The organism is Nocardia aurantia (assembly GCF_009604425.1).
Classification (GTDB): Bacteria; Actinomycetota; Actinomycetes; order Mycobacteriales; family Mycobacteriaceae; genus Nocardia; species Nocardia aurantia.
In genome coordinates this window covers 181,538-199,095 of record NZ_WEGI01000010.1, presented here as the reverse complement: position 1 = coordinate 199,095, position 17,558 = coordinate 181,538, and the positions used below count along the sequence as shown (strand labels likewise).

Genomic DNA, 17,558 nt, shown 5'->3' with positions numbered 1-17,558 from the left:
CTACGGGCTCAGGCGAGGGATGCCGCCAAGCGGTCGGCGGCACCGACGATCGCCGTCGCCTCGCCGAGCCGACGACCTCGCAGTGCCTCCCACACCGCGCCGGCCTGCGTCCGGCGGCGCGCCCGTTCGATATCCACTTCTGCTGCCTCGCAATAGATCTCGAGCAATCGATGGAGGGAAGGACCGGGATCCGCCGAATTCAGCAGCGGGCCGAAGCGTGGACTGAACAGCACGGTGAAGGCGTCGTGGGCCGGGTCGCCGACACACACTTTCGGGTCGATCGCGAGCCAGTCCTCGCGTTCGGCGGCGAGCACGTTGGCATCGTGAAGATCACCGTGCACCAGCGTATTCGGTTGGTCCGGGCCGAGTTCGGCGATGGTCGCCAGCGCCGCGTCCACGACGTGGTCCGGCAGCGGCCGGCCCAGAGTGGCGGAGTCGGCCCGGATCTCGTCCGCCCAACCCGCGACGACGTCGGACAGCAGCGGAAATCCCGGAGGCGCGGTGACGGCCAGCCGCCGGGCCAGCGCGCCCTGGATCGCGACCGCCCGCTCCGGATCGGCGATGTCGGCGAGTGTGCGGGTCGTGGCGCGCTCCAGCAGCATCGCCCCCCGATCGTCGTCACGGTCGTACAACCGCACCGCGCCGGCACCGTTCCACGCCGCGAACGCGGCCGGTTCGTGAATGTTCCAGGGACGCGGGAGCGACACTTTCAGCACCGCCGGTGGCCGGTCTCGACGCCGCACCGGGATCACGAGCCCGACCCGGCCGTGCCGCACCGGCCCGTCGGGGACACCGGACCAACGCTCGAGCAGTTCGCCGACCAGGCCGGGCAACGCCTCGATCCAGGAACGGCCCACCGCGCCCGCATCGGCGGCCACGCTCCGCGCGAACTGCTCCGGGACCACGATCACGAGTCGACAGCCTATGCCGCCGAGCAGGGAAAGCCACTAGTTTGCTACTGGAACATATGTTCGATGATCGGTAGATTGGCCGCATGCCGAGGACGCTTCAGGGATCGCTGTTCGACTGTCCCGACGAGGGACGGGCCGGGGAGGCCGTGCCCGGGGCGTTGGACGGGGTGCGGCGCACGCAGCTGGGTGCGGGTGCCTGGGTCGATGTGTTGCCGGCGTGGCTGACCGGGGCGGACGCGCTGTTCGAGCGGCTGGTGACGCGGGTGCCGTGGCGGGCCGATCGGCGGCCGATGTACGACCGGGTGGTGGATGTGCCACGGCTGCAACGGTTCTACGACGAGGACGAGCCGCTGCCGGATCCGGCGCTCGACGCGGCGCGGGCCGCGTTGAGTACCCGTTACGCCACGGAGCTCGGCGAGCCGTTCCGGACGGTCGGGCTGTGCTGGTACCGCGACGGCAACGACAGTGTCGCGTGGCACGGCGACACCATCGGCCGCGGGGCGCGGTTCGACACGATGGTCGCGATCGTTTCCGTCGGCGCGCCGCGGGGGCTGGCGCTGCGGCCGCGTGGCGGGGGCGCCGCTGTGCGGTACCAGCTCGGGCACGGTGATCTGCTGGTGATGGGCGGGTCGTGCCAGCGCACCTGGGAGCACGCGGTGCCGAAGACCCGGCGGCCGGTGGGGCCGCGGATCAGCATCCAGTTCCGGCCGCGGGGGGTGCGGTGAACACCTGGTGGAACAGGTCGGCGCCGTGGGCCTCCGGGCTGGGCGCGCCCGGTGTCATCCGGTAGGTGCGGGTGCCGTCGACGGCGCGTCCGGCGCGCAGGAACAGGTCCGCCGGGCGGTCCTCGGCGGCGCGGGCGGCGGCGAATTCGTGCAGATGCGTGACGAAGACAACCGTCACCCCGGCGTCCACCAGGCCCGCGAGCAACGGACCGGCGATCCGCGCGGCGTCGCGCTCACCGGTGGAGGCGAAGGACTCGTTGCACAGCAGTAGTCCGCCGGGGGTGATCCGGTCGACGACGCGGCTCATCGCCGCCAGTTCCTCCGCGAGCCGGCCCCGGGTCAGCGTGCGGTCCTCCTCCGGCGCGAAGTGGGTGAAGACGCCGGTGCGCAGCGGGGCGGCGAATTCGTCGGCGGTTACGAAAAGGCCTGCCTGCGCCATGATCTGGGCGAGGCCGACGCTGCGCAGGAATGTGGTCTTGCCGCCATTGTTGGCGCCGGTGACGACGAGCAGCGTGCGGTCGGCGGCCGATACGTCGACGCCGGTCACGGGCTCCCCGGTCGTGCACAGGCCGACGTCGCGCAGGCCCGTGCAGCGCAGACCGGGTGATCCGGCCGGCAGTACGACCGGCACGCACATCGGCACACCGGCCCGTTCCAGGCGCTGCCGGAGCGTGTGAGCGCCGAGGTAGAAGGCCAGTTCGGTGCGCAGTCGCAGGAAGAAGTCGCCGATGTCGTCGGCGGCCCGGCTGACCACATCGGCGACCGCTTCCAGGGCCCGGCCGCGGAACCTGGTCAGCGCGGTGGTGCCGTTCTCGAAATCGTCGATCGCCTCGAAGGCGCCGGTCCGGCGGCGCAGGCCGCGCGGACGCGAGCGCGGCGGGGGGTGCAGGATCGGATCCACCGGTTTGTTGCCCGGCCCGAGCGCCACGCCGACGTGCATCCCGTGTTCGAAATCCAAGGCGGACAGGTGGTTCGAGATCTCGTCGAGGTACTCGTCCGGGAGGGTGGCACGTACTCGGGCGCACAGGTCGGACAGGCCGGCGGATCGGAAATGGGCTGCGACACTGTCACATTCGGCGCGCAGGCGACGCAGCAGGGTCGTCAGTTCCGTGATCGGCTGGAGCGCCAGCAGCAGTTTTCCACTCGGGCGACTGCCGCGGCCGATCGTCCAGCGTCGCACTTCGGTTGCCGCGCAGGCGATGTCGTACAGGTTCCGGATCCGGTCCGGATGTGCGCAGCAGTCGGCGAACACCGCTTGGCGGTACCGGACGGTCGCCGCGTCGGCGGCGATCGCGGTCAGGCCGGTCCGGGCGGCGGCCAGCAGCACCGGGTCACCGCCGGCCATGGCGGCGCAGACGGCGTCCAGGCCCAGGTCGGCGGCGACCGTGTCACCGAGTGACGTGGTCGCGACGGGGCCGCCCGGCGAGTGCCGGAGGTGGGGTCTCATCCGGTGACCCTCGCAGTGACCGCCGCGTAGGTCAGGCCGTATCGGTGCGCGAGCGCCGCCGCCTGCGGTTGCCCGTCGGCCGGGCGCCGTTCCAGGCGGTAGGTGCGGCGGGCCGGATCCTCGGGGTCGACCCCGGCGACCAGGCCGACCGTCGCCGGGCCCTCGGCGAGACCCTCGAGGAAGGTGACGAAGACCGTGACCGCCCCGAGCGCGACGATCCGGCCGAGCACCTCCCCGGCGATGCGCAGGCCGTCGGCGGTGGTGGTCGACGCGAAACTCTCGTTCAGCAGGATCACGCTGCGGCCGGTGGCGGCGGCGAGGGTGTCGCGTACCGCGGTCAGCTCGCGCAGCAGTCGGCCGCTCCGGTCGTCGGCGGCGTCGGCGCGTTCGAAATGGGTGAACATCCGGTCCGGCAGCGGCAGCCGCGCCTCGGACGCGGGTACCGGGCAGCCCAGCGCGGCCAGATACACGAGTTGTCCCACGGCGCGGGCGAAGGTGGTCTTGCCGCCGGAGTTCGGGCCGGTCACCAGCAGGATGCGTTCGGCATCATCGAGCCGGAAGTCGTTGCACACCAGCGGTTTCCGCTCGGCCACGCATTTCAGCGCGAGCGCCAGGTCGAAGGCGCCGCTGACGCGGGGGCGGTCGACGTCCACGGTCACCCGCGGCAGCGTCATCGCGCGGTCGTCACCGGTCACGCGTTCTGCCACCGCGAGATAGCGCAGATAGAAATGGATTTCGCGATCGAAGCGGATGACGCCGGGATCGGCGAAATCCTCGTGCTCGCGTGCGAACCGGTCGAGCAGCCGGAACGGCGCCGGGAACAGCTCCACGACCCGGTCCAGCACCTGCGTCTCGAACGGATCCGGGTCGGCGCGATCCGGCGCGGACCTCAGGCCCGGTTCGCCGGATCCGAAGCGGCGGAACAGGTTCGCGATGGTCTCCGCGTAATCCGGCTCGCCACCGCATGTTCCGACCTCGACCGTCCGGTCCTGGATCCGGACCGCGAAACGCACGCCGCCCAGGGCGTTCTCGGTCGCCTCGACGTCCGCGGCGAGCCGGGTGAAATCGGCGCCGCCGGTCAGTTCGCGCAGATAGTCGTGCCAGCCGGTGAGCGCGCGCGAGGTCAGCGCCGATCCGGCCAGGTCGTCGCGCAGCCGGGTCACCGCGCGCACGTATTCCGCCGCGGCATCGAGCAACCAGCGGGCGCGTTGCCGTGTGTGGCGCTGGTCGGCGGCGCGCTTCGTGAGATCGCGCATCCGCCACAGCGCGACGGCGAATTCGTCGAACACCCGGTAGGTGGCGGGCGAGGCCAGGTCGGCGAACACCTCCTGGCGGTAGTGGACCGCGTCGAGATCGCACAGCGGCCGCCGCAGCCACTCGGTCAGCCGGTAGGGATCGAGATCGCCGGCCACCGCGGCGATGATCCGATCCAGATGCAGATCGGCCCGCACCCGGTCGGCGAGCATCGTCTCCGCGATCGGCGCGGATCGCGGCTGCCACAGCACACTGTGATACTCCATCGTCCTCAGGATGCCGCGCGCGTCCGGTCCTGTCGATCCATCGACGTCCGCGAGGCCTCCTCGGTCCGGCGCGCGTGCCACCGGAACTGCGGCGATGCCGGCGGTGGCGCCGCCCCGCGGCCGACGGAGATGTCATATCGGACTGGTACATTGACGCCATGAGCACTCCGGGGGCGGGAATTCTGGCTGTGATGCCGTTGCACGCGATCAGCGAGGTGCACGGCGAGGAGGGCCTGCGGCAACGGCTCGAGATCGAGCAGGAGAAGCTCCCGCGGCCGGATCGGGTCGAGGCCGCGCTGGAGTTGGCCGCCGACCTGCACCGCGACGATCGGTACGGCCGCGAACCGTATGTGAACCATCTGCTCCGGGTCGCGATCCGCATCATCAGCCACTACGAGGTGCGCGACACCGATGTCGCGGTGGCGGGCCTGCTGCACGACGCGGTGGAGGATCACGCACCCGAATTGGCCGGTGCGCGTGCGGGTTCCGAGACCGACGCGGCACTGGCCGAGATGAGCGAGCGGTTCGGCCCCCGGGTCGCCGGGCTGATCGCCTCGGTCACCAATCCGCCGCGCGACCCCGCCGTCGACAAACACGTCCAGTACCGCGCGCACATCGCGAGCAGTCTCGGCCGCGATCCGTGGGCGCGGGTGGTGAAGCTGTCCGACTTCACCGACAACGGGGTCGGCATCCTCTACGCCACCGAACCCGCGATGCATCATCTGGCCACCAAGTACCGGCCGATGACCCCGATCTACCGCGATCTGGTGAACCGCGCCGACACACCGCTGTCCGAGCACGTCAAACAACATATTCGCGACCAGTTGGAGCTGGCCGAGGAACGTTTCAGCGCCATCCTCGACACGAAGTAGGCCGACCTGAGCACCACCGAACTGCCGTTCATCGACGAACACCGGATCACGGTGCCGGCTTCCGCCGCGGCCGTGTGGGCGGCCTTGTCCGACTGGATCATTCACACGGGCCCGGGGACGAACCCGTTCTTCGCGAGCCTGGTCGGCGCCCGGCCTCGGTCGGGCGGTGGCACCCTGCCCGAACTCGGCGCCACCGTCCCCGGTTTCGCGGTGACCGAGTCCGTACCGGACGATCGGCTCACGCTGGCGGGCAGGCATCGGTTCTCCCGCTACGAGTTGAGCTTTCGCCTCGCGGCCGGGCCGGACGGCACGATCCTCTCCGCCCGTTCGTCGGCGGCGTTCCCGGGACCGCAGGGTCTCGCCTACCGGATGCTGGTCATCGGATCCGGTGCGCACCGGATGATCGTGCGGCGGATGCTGCGCGACATCGCGGGCCGAGCCTGAACGGTCAGCGCACCCGGTCCTCGCACGGGACGGGGGCGGGTAGCCGGCCCTCGAAGAACCAGGACGGTGGTACTCCCATGAGGGCGCGGAAGTCCGCGGTCATGTGTGACTGATCGTAGTAGCCCTCGTCGGCGGCCAGATGCGCCAGCGGTCCGGCGTCCGGTCCGATCAGCAGCCGGCGGACCCGCGCGATGCGCGCGAAGTGCTTGGGCGACAAGCCGATTCCGGTCGTGAACAGATTGCGCAGCTGACGCTCGCTCACCGCCAGCCGGGCGGCCACCTCCGACACGCCGGCCCGGTCGGCGACCAGCGCGGTGGCGGCCGCGGCCAGGACGGCGCGGTGCGATCGGGCGGCCGGATCATCCGACATACGCGGTGGCAGTTCATGTTCCAGCACGGTCAGGACAGCGCCCGGTTCGGTGTGCAGCAGCCGCTCGGTGAATTCCGCGAGCGGGCCGACGAATTCGGCCAGCGGCACGACGCGGTCGGTCATCTCTCCGGCGGGCACGCCGAGCAGCGGACGCACCGCGCCCGGCGCGATCCGCAGCCGCAGGCACGACGCGGGGGCCTTCGCGGCGTAGTAGGCAGCCCGCGTACGTGGACCGATCACCATGGCATCGCGGCGATCCGGCGCCTGGCGGCGCAGCACCACCGTCGTCGCCACGCTCGGCGCGTGGGTGAACGAGTCGGGCAGCGTCGCGTGGTCCGGGATACGACCGGCCGCCGCGAACCACGGGCGCAGCCGCGCGGGAACGTCGACCGGCTGTTCGTAGGTTTCGGCCGGGCGGGTGGGGCCGAGGACGCGGATGGTCACCGCATCCACTGTAGCGACCGCCGGCCGCGCGCGGGCGTGCCGATTTTTCCTATCACCGCAGGTTGTCGCCACGGCACGCTGCTCACATGATTCTGGTGACGGGTGCTACGGGCACCATCGGTAGCGAACTGGTCCGGCAGTTGGCGGAACGCGGTGAACGGGTGCGGGCGCTGACCCGGAACCCGGGCACGGCGACTTTTCCGGACGGGGTCGAGGTGGTCGGAGGCGACTACGCCGACCGTGACACGCTGGCCGCGGCGATGGCGGGGGCGGAAGCCGCCTTCCTGGTCGGGGTGTTCGGGCCGCACGCCAACGCCGATACGGACCTCGTCGAGGCCGCGCGTGCCGCCGGGGTGCGCCGGGCCGTCAAACTCTCGGCGATCGGCACCGGCGACCCCGAACTCGGCTGGATCGGAACCTGGCATCACACCGGGGAACAGGCGCTGCGGGACAGCGGCCTGACGTGGACCATCCTGCGCCCCAGCGCATTCGCCACCAACTCGCTGGCCTGGGCGGACGAGATCCGGCGCGGCGAACCGGTGCCGAGCCGCACCGGGGAGGGTGCCCAGGGCGTGATCGACCCTCGGGACGTCGCGGCTGTCGCGGTGCGCGCGCTGGTCTCGGACGCGCACGCCGGGCAGGTCCACACCCTCACCGGACCCGCCGCCCTGTCCGAATACGACCAGGCCGCGGTCCTCGGCGCGGCTCTCGGCCGGGAGGTGAAGGTGGTCGACCTGTCCGACACCGAGATCCGTGCCCGGATGTCCGCCGCCGGGATGCCGTCCGGCTACATCGACGGCGTCCAGCAGGGCACCGCGTTCATCCGCGCGGGCCGCAATGCGACGGTCACGGACGACGTCCGCGAGATCCTCGGCCGCCCGCCCCGCACCTACGCCGAATGGGTCGCCGACCACCTCGACGCGTTCACCGCACCGGCCGACTGAGCCGCGACCCCGGGCGATCCACCGACGGTGGGATACCCCATCCGGGGAACATGGAAGGCGCTCACCGGCAACGGAAATCGACCACTCCGGCCTCTCGGTGCAGACGCCGACAGGCCGGACTCATGAACCATCCGGACTCCGCACACGCGCTGTATCGGCTCGAATCGGCACGCTCGCACCGGCCCGGATCGCGTTGGGTGGGTCAGCCGGAAGGCCGGCGGGCGAAGTCCGGGGCGTGTTCGGGGCGGATGCCGCGGGCGACCAGGTAGGCGGGCAGGCTCCGGATCACCGGGAGGCTGCGGAAAATCTTCAGCGGCAACGGGATTCGTTCGAACGTGGAGACGTCCAGTGCCCCGGAGAGGCTGGGCTCGATGCCGAAGCGGTGAACGAGGCGTTGCATGTTCTGGGTCACCATCGTCGGGACGATGCGGCGACGCTGGACGCGGGCGAGATCGGAATCGGAAATCTTGTGCGACAACAGTTTCGGAGCCAGGAGGCGGGCTGCGGCCACGGCGTCCTGGACAGCCAGGTTGATGCCGACACCGCCGATCGGGGACATGGCGTGGGCGGCGTCGCCGAGGCACAGCAGGCCGTCGGCGTGCCAGCGGTGCAGCCGGTCGAGCTTCACGTCGAGTAGTTTGACGTCGTCCCAGCCGCGCACGGCGTCGGCACGGTCGGCCAGCCAGGGGACGACCGCGATCATGGTGCGCATGACGTCGGCGACCGGCGCCCGGCGCAGTACCGCGTCGGCGCCCTTGCGGATAACGGTGGCACACTGCCAGTAGTCGCCGCGGTCCAGCAGCAGGGCGAAACGGTTGGCGATGACCATCCACACGGCGCCCGCGGGGTCGGTCTCGTTGCGCGGGAAGCGGAACCACCACACGTCCATCGGCGTGGTCCATTGTTTCGGCTCTAGCCCGGCGGCCCTGCGCAGGATCGAGGTGCGGCCGTCGCAGGCGACGGTCAGGTCGGCGTGGATCTCGCCGGTGGCGCCGTCCTTCGTGCGGTAGCGCACGCCGGTGATCCGGTCACCCGACCGGATCAGGCCGGTGGCCTCGGTGTTCATCCGCAGCCGGAAGGTCGGCTCGGCGGATGCGGCGCGGGTCAGCAGGTTCAGCAGATCCCATTGCGGGACCATCGCGATGTACTTGTGCCTGCCCGGGAGCCGGCCGAGCGTGGCGATGCGGACCATCCGGCCGCGGATCGGCAACTGGATATCGGTCATGCGCCGGGCGGGCAGCTTCGCGAACTCCTCGCCGAGACCCAGCTCGTCGAGCAGGTCGAGGGTGGTGGGATGCACGGTGTCGCCGCGGAAGTCGCGCAGGAAGTCGGCGTGCTTCTCCAGGACGGTGACCTCGACGCCGGCCCGGGCCAGCAGCAGGCCGAGCACCACGCCCGCCGGGCCGCCGCCCGCCACGAGACATGTCGTCCGTTCCATTCGGCGGCCTCCCGTCCGGGTCCGGCGGTTGTCGCGTCGATGCTATCGCCGCTCCGGCGGAAAACCGCGTGTCGCGGTCACGCGCCGTTCTCGCGGCGCAGGATGAAGAAGTACGGCTCCCGCAGACCTCGCAGATCCATGACGCCGAGCAGCGTGTCGTCGTCCACCCAGCGGAACATGTCGATGATCGGCAGATGGTCGTACACCATTGCGGCGCTGACCTTTCCGCGGAATTCGAGGTCGCGCAGCCGGGCCCGGGGCGCGCGGGCGCGCAGCACCGGCCGCAGCAACGGCAGCGCGGCCCGGGTCAGCCGCAGGGCCGCGGGCGGGATCCGGCCCGCGAGCCCGAGCGGGGCCCGGCGGGGATCGACCGGGAACACCACCTTGTCCGGACCGGCGAACAGCAGCGGCTGCACATTGTCGGCGTCGTCGAATTGCTTTCCGTACCAACCGGAATCGACCAGCACCCCGCCCCAGGGATGACCTGTGTCCAATTCGCTGCCGCGCCAGCGGCCGCCGACGACCTGCGCGACGGGCACCGGGGGCAGGCTGTCGAACAGCTCCCACGCCTGATCGGGCGTGCAGCCGCCCTCCTGCAGTTCCCGCAATCGCACGGTACCGGGCACCGCGTCCTCCTCGGCAGTGAGAGCTCGACATTGAGAGCAAAAGCTCCAATTCGTCTCACCTTATCGCAGTGCGGGTGGCGGCTCGACCGGTCCGCGCCACTTGACCTCGAGTGCGCTCGAGGTACGAGGATCGGCAGCGGTCCGGTACCGCCCAGGCGGATGCCCTCGCCGCGTTCCCGTACACCCCGCGGCGAGGGCCCGGACCGCCGCGGCGCTTGCGTGTCCGTGTCGGTGCGCGCGGTTAGGCTGGTCGGGTGCAGACCAGCCTGCTGTCGCATGTCTCGGCCGCCAACGACCTGACGGCCCGATGGTGCGCCGCCACCGGATCCGGCGATTTCGTGCTGTCGGGATGCGGCGTGTGGCCGCTGCTCGGACTGCTGGCGAGCGCCGCCGACGAGCCTGCGCGGGCCGAATTGGCCGCTGCGACCGGATTGCCCGCCGCCGATGCGCGGGCCGGGGCGCTGCGCCTGCTCGAATCGCTGTCGGCCGCCGAATCGGTGGCGGGAGCGCTCGGGCTGTGGGTGCGTCGCGATGTCGAATTGCGGCCGGAGTGGGCGGGCGCGCTGCCGGCGGGCACGATCGAGCCGCTCACCGGCCAGTCGGCCCTGGACGACTGGGCCGCGCGGCACACCGCGGGCCTGATCCCCCGTTTTCCGCTGACTCTCACCCCCGAGACCGCGATGCTGCTCGCCACCGCCGTGGTCGCTCGCACCGCGTGGTCCGATCCGTTCCACGACGATGTGCTGGAGCCGGTTTCGGGCCCGTGGCGCGGACATCGCGGGCCCGGTCTGGCCCGCTACTCGAAACAACTCGGCGACGCCGCGCTGCTAGGCGGTTCCGATCCGGTCACTCGCGTGGTGGTGCGCGGCAACGGCGATCTTGATGTCCATCTGCTGCTCGGCGACGGCCCGCCCGGCGAGGTCCTGGGCGCCGGTTTCGGCGCGCTCGACGGCACCGTCGGGATACGAGCCGACCTGCCCGTCGGCACGCACGGGCCGGGACTGACGGTCGAGGCCACCCGCGCCATGTCGGATACGCTGCGAATCCAGTTGCCGCCCTTCGAGATCCGCTCGTCTCACGACCTGCTCGCCGATCCCGGGTTGTTCGGGCTGCACACCGCCACCGACCACACCCGCGGCCATTTTCCCGCGGTGTCCGCCACTCCGCTCGCGGTCGACTCGGCCACCCAGAGCGCACTGGCCCGGTTCACCCGCGAGGGGTTCGAGGCCGCCGCCGTCACCGCTGTCGCGTTCGCCGTCGCCGCAGCCCTGTTCCCACCGCGCCGCACCGTCGAGATCGCGGTCGCTTTCGACCGGCCGTTCGGCTTCCTGGCAGTACACCGCCCCACCGGGCTCGTCGTGGTCGCGGGATGGGTCGAGCAGCCGCCGACCTGAGCTCGTGGCGGTCGCAACCCGGGTCGGGCGACCGATGGTCCGAGCCACCAGCCGGCCCGCCCGGGTGGCCCGGAGGCCGAGTGCCATGCGGCCCAGCCCAATGTGGTTCGGCGAACACCCCGCGAACGACCTGTGCCGGATCGGCTTGCGAAGATGGTGAAGTGTCCGAGCAGCTCGACTCCCCCGTCGCGTCCCCTGCCGAACCCCGATCCCGGTGGCGCATCGGGCTGTTGGACGGGATCCGGCTGGGACTGCTCGTCGCCGGCGGGCTCTGCGTGGCGACGGGACTGCTGCCCAGGGCGGACGCGGCGGCGAACATGCGCCGGATCGGGCCGCTGCTGCTGTTTCTCGGCAGCGTGATCGTACTGGCCGAATTATCCCGGCAGGCAAGGGTTTTCGATGTGATCGCGCATCGGCTCGCGATCATCGGACGCGGCCACTATCCGGTGCTGTTCCTGTTGTGCGTGCTGTTCGCGGCGACGACCACGACGGTGCTCAATCTCGACACCACCGCAGTGCTGCTGACCCCGGTGATGCTGGCGCTCGCGGTACCGGCGCGCATTCCGCCGCTGCCGCTGGCGATGACGACGCTCTGGCTGGCGAATACCGCGAGTTTGCTGCTGCCCGTGTCGAATCTGACGAATCTGCTCGCCGCCGACCGGGTCGGGCTCGACGGCGCCGGTTTCGCGCATGCGATGTGGCTGCCGCAGGTGGCGTCGATCGGGGTCACCATGCTGTGCCTGTGGCTGTGGTACTGGCGGCGGGGCCGGCGCGGGGCGGACCGGTATCTGCCGCCGGAACCGGTGCGTCCCGCGAACGGCCGGGAGCGAGCGCTGCTGTCTCTGACCGCCGGCGCCTGCGTGCTGTTCATCGCCGCGATTCCGATCGTCGGCGATCGGATCGGTATCGCGGCCACCGTCGCCGCGCTCATCGCGGTCGTGGCGTTCGCCTGCCTGGACCGCTCGGCGCTGCGCTGGTCGCTGATCCCGTGGCGGCTGCTGGTGTTCGTGGTCGGGTTGTTCCTGGTGGTGCCGACCCTCGGGCGGCTCGGGTTGTCACACCTGATGCACGATCTCATCGGCACCGATCCGGGGACCGCGGGCGCCTTCCGGGCGGCGGCGTCCGGCGCGGGACTGGCCAATATCGCCAACAATCTGCCCGCTTACACCGCCGGTGAGGCGGTGATTCCGGCGGCGAATCACACACAGTTGCTGGCACTTCTGATCGGCACGAACGTCGGATCGGTACTCACGCCGTGGGCGTCGCTGGCGACCCTGCTGTGCCTGGAGTTCTGCCGTACGCACGGGGTGCGGGTACCGATGCGCCGTTTCCTGCTCAGCGGCGCGATGCTGGCGGTGCTCGCCACCGGCGCCGCGACCGCGGCTCTGTTGTGGTGACCGGGTCTACTGCTGGCCGGGCTTCAGGGTCAGGAACAGGCCGTGTGCCTCGGCGCAGAGGCGGTCGCCGTCGTGCAGGGTGCCGCGGACGAAGATCTTGCGGCCGTCGCGCCGCTCGGTCCAGGCACGCGCGGACAATTCCGTGTTCAGCGGCGTGATCGAGCGGTAGTCGACGGTCAGCGACGCGGTGCGCGTGGGTGACGCGCCCTGGAGGGAGGCGATCGTGCCGAGCAGCGTGTCGAAGGCCAGCGCGATGTGCCCGCCGTGCGCGGCGGCGTTACCTCCCAGATGGAATGTGTCGAAGGTGAGCCGGGCCTGCACGGTGTCGTTGTCCGCGTGATCGATGAAGAACGGCGGCAGCGTGATGTTTCCGTTCGCCGGCAGATCGCGGCGAACCCAGCCGGGCAGCGACCATTCGTCGACGACCGTGCCGTCCAGCAGATCATTGAGTTCCTTGAGCCGGGCGATGGCCTCGAGCGCCTGCTCGTCCGAGGGGCAGGACAGCCGCACCCGGTCCATCAGTCCGCGTACCTGCGCGATGTACTCCCCGAAGTGGGGACCGCCGCGGGGGTCGATCGGGCTCGCCGGATCCGTCGGCATCGGCCGGAAACCACCCTCATGGTGTTCCCTGCTGGGCAATGCGTCGGCCGGATTCTCAGTCATGAAATCGACGTTATCGCCCAGCATCCCGGATAACCGCATCCACGTGGCGGACTGTGAGCACTGTTACCCGCCCGCACCGACCTGCGCGGTCAGGGACGCACGACGGACTCCACGAGTTGCACCATGGCCGCCCGCGCGCGGTCCTTCGCGCCGGAACGGGCCAGATGCGGCAGCAACTCCCCGCCCAGCGGCGCCATCAGCAGCCTGCCGACCATTTGAGCGTCGAGGTCCGGGCGAACCTGCCGCAACAGATCGGTGACGTGCGCGTCCCAGAAGGCGTGCAGTTCCTCGGCGTCCTCGTGCGGGGGCATCGCCCGGTAGGCCAGCATGAGTTCGGCGTTGTCGGTCACGAGATCGGTGAACTCCGCGAAGAAGGCCACCAGCCGATCCCGCGGTGGCGCACCGGGTCCCAGCGGTGGCGGGCCCTGCTCGACCGCCTTACGCAAGGTGCGGGCGTGCTCGCCGACGAGTTCCAGCAACAATCCGGCACGGCTGCCGAAGCGATGGAAGATGGTCCCCTTCCCGACACCCGCGGTCGCGGCGACGCGGTCCATCGTGACGGCGGCCGCACCGTGTTCGGCAAGCAATGCCGCCGTCGCATCCAGAATGGCCCGCCGGTTCCGCGCGGCATCCGCGCGCTCCTTCGGCCGCTCTCCGGCCATGTCACCACCCTTCTTGACAATGTTGACCGACGGTCCATATCGTAGGGCCGCCAAACTTGACCGCTAGTCCACTTATGGAGATGTCATGCAAGCAGTCGTCATGCTCGAACCCGGCGCACCCGAAGTTCTGGTCGCGCGGGAGGTCGCCGATCCGCATCCGGGCCCCGGCGAAATCCTGGTCGAGACCACGGCGGTACCGGTGCTGTACCCGGAGACCCTGCTGCGCTCCGGAGCGTTCCCGCTGCCGGTGCCGATGCCCGTGGTGTTCGGATTCCAGGCCGCGGGCGTCGTCACCGGACTCGGGCCGGGGACCGATCCCGCCCTGCGCGGCGCGCGCGTGGTGGCAGCCACCGCCGGACTCGGCGGTTACGCCGAAAAAGTTTGCGTACCAGCCGAATTCGCGACCATCATTCCCGACGGGCTGGATACCGACGCCGCCGCGGCGGTACTGATGGGCGGTTCCGTCGCGCTGCCGCTGCTGGAGGCGGCGAACTTGCGCGGCACCGAGACCGTGCTCGTGCAGGCGGCCGCGGCCGGAGTCGGGGGCAGCCTCACCCAACTCGCGAAGCGCTTCGGCGCCGCGCATGTCATCGCCACGGCGGGCGGGGCGGACAAGGGCGATCGCGCGCGCGAACTCGGCGCGGACCAGGTCCTCGATCACAACGATCCCGACTGGCCGGATCGGCTGCGAGAAGTACTGGGCGAGAAGACGATCGATGTCGTGTTCGATGCCGTCGGCGGCGAGCCGGCGGGCCGGCTGCTCGCCCTGCTCACACCCGCCACCGGCCGCATGCTCGGCTACGGGCAGCTGTCCGGCGGCCCGGCCGCGGTGACGGCCGCGGATCTGATGGTCGCGGGGCTCACCTACACCGGCTGCGCCGGCCCCGCATGGCTGAGCCGGGTCGCGGCGGCCCGCCCGCGAGCCCTCGAACTGGCCGCCGCGGGTGCGCTGCGTCCGATGCTCGGGCCCGTGCTCCCACTGGATCAGGCCGCGCGGGCGCATCGGCTGGTCGAACAGCGAGCCACCGCCGGGACCGTCATCCTGCGGCCGGAACACGCTGGCGCATAGCGTATTTCGCCACGCGGCCGGGTATCGCCGCGGACGGCTCAGCCGGTGATCTCCCACTCGAAGACTACGAGTTCGGAGGCGCCCGTGGTGTGGATCGGGTCGGTGGCGACCAATTCCCTTGCGGCATCGAGATTGTCGGCGAGGATCACGTAGGCGCCGCCGGTGCCGTCGGTGAAACGGCCGGTGCAGTCCAGATTTCCGGCGGCCCGCACCTCGTCCAGCCAGTCCCGGTGCGGCTCGGTGACCTCATCGGTCCAGTCGGGGGTGCGCAGTGCCAGCACCAGGTATTTGTACATCTACACCTCACCGTCCGGGCGCGGAACCGCGCGAGTGGCGGCCGCGGCGGCACGCACCTGCGGCGCCACCTCCACGACCCGGCCGAGCACACCGTTGACGAAGCTCGGGGAGTCGTCCGTGGACAACTCCTTGGCCAATTCCACCGCCTCGTCGACGGCGACCACCGGCGGCACGTCGGCCGCGTGGAACAGTTCCCACACCGCCACCCGCAGGATGGCGCGATCGACGGCGGGCAGTCGCGGCAGCGTCCAGTCCTGCAGATACGACTCGATGGCGCCGTCCACGCGGTCGAGGTCGTCGGCGACGCCCTCGACCAGCGTGCGGGTGTACGGATTCACGGGCGCGACGGTGTCGTCCGTGGCGGCCAGCCGCACCCGCTCCTCGATCAGATCGGCGGGGTCGACGTCCCGGGCCTCGGCCTCGAACAGGAGGTCCACCGCGCGACGCCTGGCCTTGTGCCGGGCGCCGAGCTTCTTGTGCGGGGACTTCCGATCGCCCCCGGGCTGGTCGGTCACCGGATCAGGCGTTGACGCGGCCGAGGTAGCTGCCGTCACGCGAGTCGATCTTCAGCTTGTCGCCCTCGTTGATGAACAGCGGAACCTGCACCTCGGCGCCCGTCTCCAGGGTGGCCGGCTTGGTGCCGGCGCTGGAACGGTCGCCCTGGAGGCCCGGCTCGGTGTGCGAGACCTTGAGCTCCACGGTGACCGGGAGCTCCACGTACAGCACCTCGCCCTCGTTGGTCGCGACCTGGACCTGCATGTTCTCCAGGAGGAAGCCGGAGGCCTTGCCGATGGTCTGCTGACCGATGCTGATCTGGTCGAACGTGTCGCCATCCATGAAGATGTAGTCCGCACCGTCGTGGTACAGGTAGGTCATGTCGCGGCGGTCGACATTGGCGATCTCCACCTTCACGCCGGCGTTGAAGGTCTTGTCGACCACCTTGCCGGAGATGACGTTCTTCAGCTTCGTCCGCACGAACGCAGGACCCTTACCCGGCTTGACGTGCTGGAACTCGATAATCTGCTGAAGCTGATTGTCGATGCGCAGCACGATGCCGTTCTTGAAGTCACTGGTGTCCGCCACTGTCCTCGGGTCTCCTGTTCGTAGCAACCGGCGTCAATCGACGACGGTCAGATCTTTGCTGGTGAGCGTGAGCAGCTCGGGTCCCCCCTCGCGAACCACGAGCGTATCCTCGATCCGGACGCCGCCGCGGCCGGGGAAATACACACCTGGCTCGACGGTGACCGCCACGCCTCCGAGGAGTGTACCCGTGCCGGTTTTGGCGATGCCCGGCGCTTCGTGGATCTGCAGACCCACCCCGTGACCGAGGCCGTGCACGAACAGATCGCCGTGACCGGCGCGTTCGATGACGGTCCGGGCGGCACTGTCGACCTCCGCGCACGGCACGCCCGGGCGCAGCGATTCCCGGCCCGCCCGCTGCGCCTCGTACACCAGCGCGTACACGTCCCGTTGCCAGTCGGCGGCGGCGCCGAGCACGAACGTGCGGGTCATGTCCGAGTGGTAGCCGCCCACCACCGCGCCGAAGTCGAACTTCACGAAATCGCCGGTGGCCAGCACGGCATCGGTGGGCCGGTGATGCGGGACGGCCGAGTTGGCGCCGGCCGCGACGATCGTCTCGAACGACACGGCCTCCGCGCCGTGCTCGAACATCAGCCACTCCAGCTCACGGGCCACCTCCCGCTCGGTACGCCCGGGACGCAGGCCACCGCGGTCGAGCAGGGCCGCGAGCCCCGCGTCGGCGGCGGCGCAGGCCGCCCGTAACCGGCCCACCTCGTACGGATCCTTGACCATCCGCAACTGCTCGACCAGGCCGGGCGCCGGCACCAGTTGCAGGCCACCGGCCTGTTCCAGCAGAGCGCGGTGCTGATCGACGGTGACGACGTGACTCTCGAAACCGATCCGGCCGACCTGCCACTCCCCCGCCAGCTCGACGAGGCGGCGGGCGCAGGCGCGCGCGATCTCGGCCCGCAGATCCGGAACCTGTTCACCGACCTGGGTGGCGTAGCGGCCGTCGGTGCAGATCATCGTCCGCTCCTCGATGCCGTCCCAGGAATGGACCAGCAGTGCCGCGTTGGATCCCGTGAACCCGGTGAGGTACCGGATGTTGATCAGATCGGTCACCAGCAGGGCATCCGCCCCGGCCTCCACCAGCAGGTCGCGCAATGCGGCCCGGCGAGCGGCGTAGTTGGGGCGCCAGGCGCCCTGATCGGCACACATGTACTCCACGCTACCGCCGTCATGTCACGAACAATTGACAACGATCGGCTGTTCACATCTCCGAAGTTGTCCACATTTTCCGATCGCACCCTCTTTT

Annotated in this window: 19 protein-coding genes; 7 read left to right on the top strand and 12 right to left on the bottom strand. The window is 70.6% G+C overall.

What is annotated here, in order from left to right; translation table 11 throughout:
* Positions 1-8: 8 nt before the first annotated feature.
* Positions 9-911, bottom strand: a complete 903-nt coding sequence (locus NRB56_RS23110; protein WP_319943395.1) for an aminoglycoside phosphotransferase family protein — start codon at positions 909-911, stop codon at positions 9-11.
* Positions 912-994: 83 nt separating this feature from the next.
* On the opposite strand from NRB56_RS23110, the gene NRB56_RS23105 reads away from it, so the two are divergent.
* Positions 995-1,636, top strand: coding sequence for an alpha-ketoglutarate-dependent dioxygenase AlkB (locus tag NRB56_RS23105; RefSeq protein WP_153345567.1), 642 nt, complete (start codon positions 995-997; stop codon positions 1,634-1,636).
* Here the strand turns inward: NRB56_RS23105 and NRB56_RS23100 are convergent.
* Both NRB56_RS23100 and NRB56_RS23095 read right to left on the bottom strand, forming a co-directional pair.
* A complete protein-coding gene (locus tag NRB56_RS23100) occupies positions 1,602-3,083 on the bottom strand; it encodes a MutS-related protein (RefSeq protein ID WP_153345565.1) in 1,482 nt (493 codons plus the stop codon). The genes NRB56_RS23105 and NRB56_RS23100 overlap by 35 nt on opposite strands.
* Positions 3,080-4,603, bottom strand: a complete 1,524-nt coding sequence (locus NRB56_RS23095; protein ID WP_153345564.1) for a MutS-related protein — start codon at positions 4,601-4,603, stop codon at positions 3,080-3,082. The genes NRB56_RS23100 and NRB56_RS23095 overlap by 4 nt, the downstream gene beginning before the upstream one ends.
* A gap of 158 nt (positions 4,604-4,761) precedes the next feature.
* Here NRB56_RS23095 and NRB56_RS23090 point away from each other — a divergent pair, with 158 nt between their 5' ends.
* Both NRB56_RS23090 and NRB56_RS23085 read left to right on the top strand, forming a co-directional pair.
* Positions 4,762-5,475 (top strand): HD domain-containing protein, encoded by a 714-nt coding sequence (locus NRB56_RS23090; protein WP_153345562.1) that lies wholly within the window; start codon positions 4,762-4,764, stop codon positions 5,473-5,475.
* Between the two features lie 51 nt (positions 5,476-5,526).
* A complete protein-coding gene (locus NRB56_RS23085) occupies positions 5,527-5,919 on the top strand; it encodes a hypothetical protein (protein ID WP_319943394.1) in 393 nt (130 codons plus the stop codon).
* Positions 5,920-5,923: 4 nt separating this feature from the next.
* On the opposite strand, the gene NRB56_RS40215 is transcribed toward NRB56_RS23085, so the two are convergent.
* On the bottom strand, positions 5,924-6,733 hold the full coding sequence (locus tag NRB56_RS40215) for a helix-turn-helix domain-containing protein (protein WP_153345558.1): 810 nt from the start codon (positions 6,731-6,733) through the stop codon (positions 5,924-5,926).
* Positions 6,734-6,819: 86 nt separating this feature from the next.
* Between NRB56_RS40215 and NRB56_RS23075 the strand changes: the two genes are divergently transcribed.
* On the top strand, positions 6,820-7,677 hold the full coding sequence (locus NRB56_RS23075) for an NAD(P)H-binding protein (protein WP_153345556.1): 858 nt from the start codon (positions 6,820-6,822) through the stop codon (positions 7,675-7,677).
* 202 nt (positions 7,678-7,879) lie between these two features.
* Here NRB56_RS23075 and NRB56_RS23070 read toward each other — a convergent pair whose 3' ends face one another.
* Positions 7,880-9,115 (bottom strand): FAD-dependent oxidoreductase, encoded by a 1,236-nt coding sequence (locus NRB56_RS23070; protein ID WP_153345554.1) that lies wholly within the window; start codon positions 9,113-9,115, stop codon positions 7,880-7,882.
* A 77-nt stretch (positions 9,116-9,192) separates the two neighbouring features.
* Positions 9,193-9,741 (bottom strand): DUF4334 domain-containing protein, encoded by a 549-nt coding sequence (locus tag NRB56_RS23065; protein ID WP_319943393.1) that lies wholly within the window; start codon positions 9,739-9,741, stop codon positions 9,193-9,195.
* Positions 9,742-9,995: 254 nt separating this feature from the next.
* Here NRB56_RS23065 and NRB56_RS23060 point away from each other — a divergent pair, with 254 nt between their 5' ends.
* Both NRB56_RS23060 and NRB56_RS23055 read left to right on the top strand, forming a co-directional pair.
* Positions 9,996-11,135 carry a serpin family protein gene (locus tag NRB56_RS23060; RefSeq protein WP_319943392.1) on the top strand — a complete coding sequence of 380 codons (1,140 nt, stop codon included), beginning with the start codon at positions 9,996-9,998 and terminating at the stop codon, positions 11,133-11,135.
* Positions 11,136-11,296: 161 nt separating this feature from the next.
* Positions 11,297-12,532: an ArsB/NhaD family transporter gene (locus tag NRB56_RS23055; RefSeq protein ID WP_319943391.1), complete on the top strand. Its 1,236-nt coding sequence runs from the start codon at positions 11,297-11,299 to the stop codon at positions 12,530-12,532.
* Between the two features lie 6 nt (positions 12,533-12,538).
* On the opposite strand, the gene NRB56_RS23050 is transcribed toward NRB56_RS23055, so the two are convergent.
* Both NRB56_RS23050 and NRB56_RS23045 read right to left on the bottom strand, forming a co-directional pair.
* The gene (locus tag NRB56_RS23050) at positions 12,539-13,195 is read right to left on the bottom strand and encodes a PaaI family thioesterase (RefSeq protein ID WP_153345553.1); all 657 of its coding nucleotides are present in this window, start codon (positions 13,193-13,195) and stop codon (positions 12,539-12,541) included.
* Between the two features lie 89 nt (positions 13,196-13,284).
* Positions 13,285-13,857: a TetR/AcrR family transcriptional regulator gene (locus tag NRB56_RS23045; protein ID WP_153345551.1), complete on the bottom strand. Its 573-nt coding sequence runs from the start codon at positions 13,855-13,857 to the stop codon at positions 13,285-13,287.
* A gap of 85 nt (positions 13,858-13,942) precedes the next feature.
* On the opposite strand from NRB56_RS23045, the gene NRB56_RS23040 reads away from it, so the two are divergent.
* Entirely contained in the window at positions 13,943-14,926 is a 984-nt protein-coding gene (locus tag NRB56_RS23040; RefSeq protein WP_153345549.1) for a quinone oxidoreductase family protein, read from the top strand.
* Positions 14,927-14,964: 38 nt separating this feature from the next.
* Here NRB56_RS23040 and NRB56_RS23035 read toward each other — a convergent pair whose 3' ends face one another.
* From NRB56_RS23035 to NRB56_RS23020, 4 genes are read right to left on the bottom strand one after another with little or no spacing between them, the layout of a single operon-like run.
* Positions 14,965-15,222 (bottom strand): YciI family protein, encoded by a 258-nt coding sequence (locus NRB56_RS23035; RefSeq protein ID WP_153345547.1) that lies wholly within the window; start codon positions 15,220-15,222, stop codon positions 14,965-14,967.
* Complete coding sequence (nusB, locus tag NRB56_RS23030) at positions 15,223-15,738, bottom strand: transcription antitermination factor NusB (RefSeq protein ID WP_319943390.1); 516 nt, start codon at positions 15,736-15,738, stop codon at positions 15,223-15,225.
* Between the two features lie 4 nt (positions 15,739-15,742).
* Positions 15,743-16,306 (bottom strand): elongation factor P, encoded by a 564-nt coding sequence (gene efp, locus NRB56_RS23025; RefSeq protein WP_319943389.1) that lies wholly within the window; start codon positions 16,304-16,306, stop codon positions 15,743-15,745.
* 33 nt (positions 16,307-16,339) lie between these two features.
* A complete protein-coding gene (locus NRB56_RS23020) occupies positions 16,340-17,461 on the bottom strand; it encodes an aminopeptidase P family protein (RefSeq protein WP_153345543.1) in 1,122 nt (373 codons plus the stop codon).
* Positions 17,462-17,558: the final 97 nt, after the last annotated feature.

Coding starts and splice junctions, on each gene's coding strand:
- NRB56_RS23105 (WP_153345567.1), top strand. CDS start 995: ATGCCGAGGACGCTTCAGGGATCGCTGTTCGACTGTCCCGACGAGGGA.
- NRB56_RS23100 (WP_153345565.1), bottom strand. CDS start 3,083: ATGAGACCCCACCTCCGGCACTCGCCGGGCGGCCCCGTCGCGACCACG.
- NRB56_RS23095 (WP_153345564.1), bottom strand. CDS start 4,603: ATGGAGTATCACAGTGTGCTGTGGCAGCCGCGATCCGCGCCGATCGCG.
- NRB56_RS23090 (WP_153345562.1), top strand. CDS start 4,762: ATGAGCACTCCGGGGGCGGGAATTCTGGCTGTGATGCCGTTGCACGCG.
- NRB56_RS23075 (WP_153345556.1), top strand. CDS start 6,820: ATGATTCTGGTGACGGGTGCTACGGGCACCATCGGTAGCGAACTGGTC.
- NRB56_RS23070 (WP_153345554.1), bottom strand. CDS start 9,115: ATGGAACGGACGACATGTCTCGTGGCGGGCGGCGGCCCGGCGGGCGTG.
- NRB56_RS23050 (WP_153345553.1), bottom strand. CDS start 13,195: ATGACTGAGAATCCGGCCGACGCATTGCCCAGCAGGGAACACCATGAG.
- NRB56_RS23045 (WP_153345551.1), bottom strand. CDS start 13,857: ATGGCCGGAGAGCGGCCGAAGGAGCGCGCGGATGCCGCGCGGAACCGG.
- NRB56_RS23040 (WP_153345549.1), top strand. CDS start 13,943: ATGCAAGCAGTCGTCATGCTCGAACCCGGCGCACCCGAAGTTCTGGTC.
- NRB56_RS23035 (WP_153345547.1), bottom strand. CDS start 15,222: ATGTACAAATACCTGGTGCTGGCACTGCGCACCCCCGACTGGACCGAT.
- NRB56_RS23020 (WP_153345543.1), bottom strand. CDS start 17,461: ATGTGTGCCGATCAGGGCGCCTGGCGCCCCAACTACGCCGCTCGCCGG.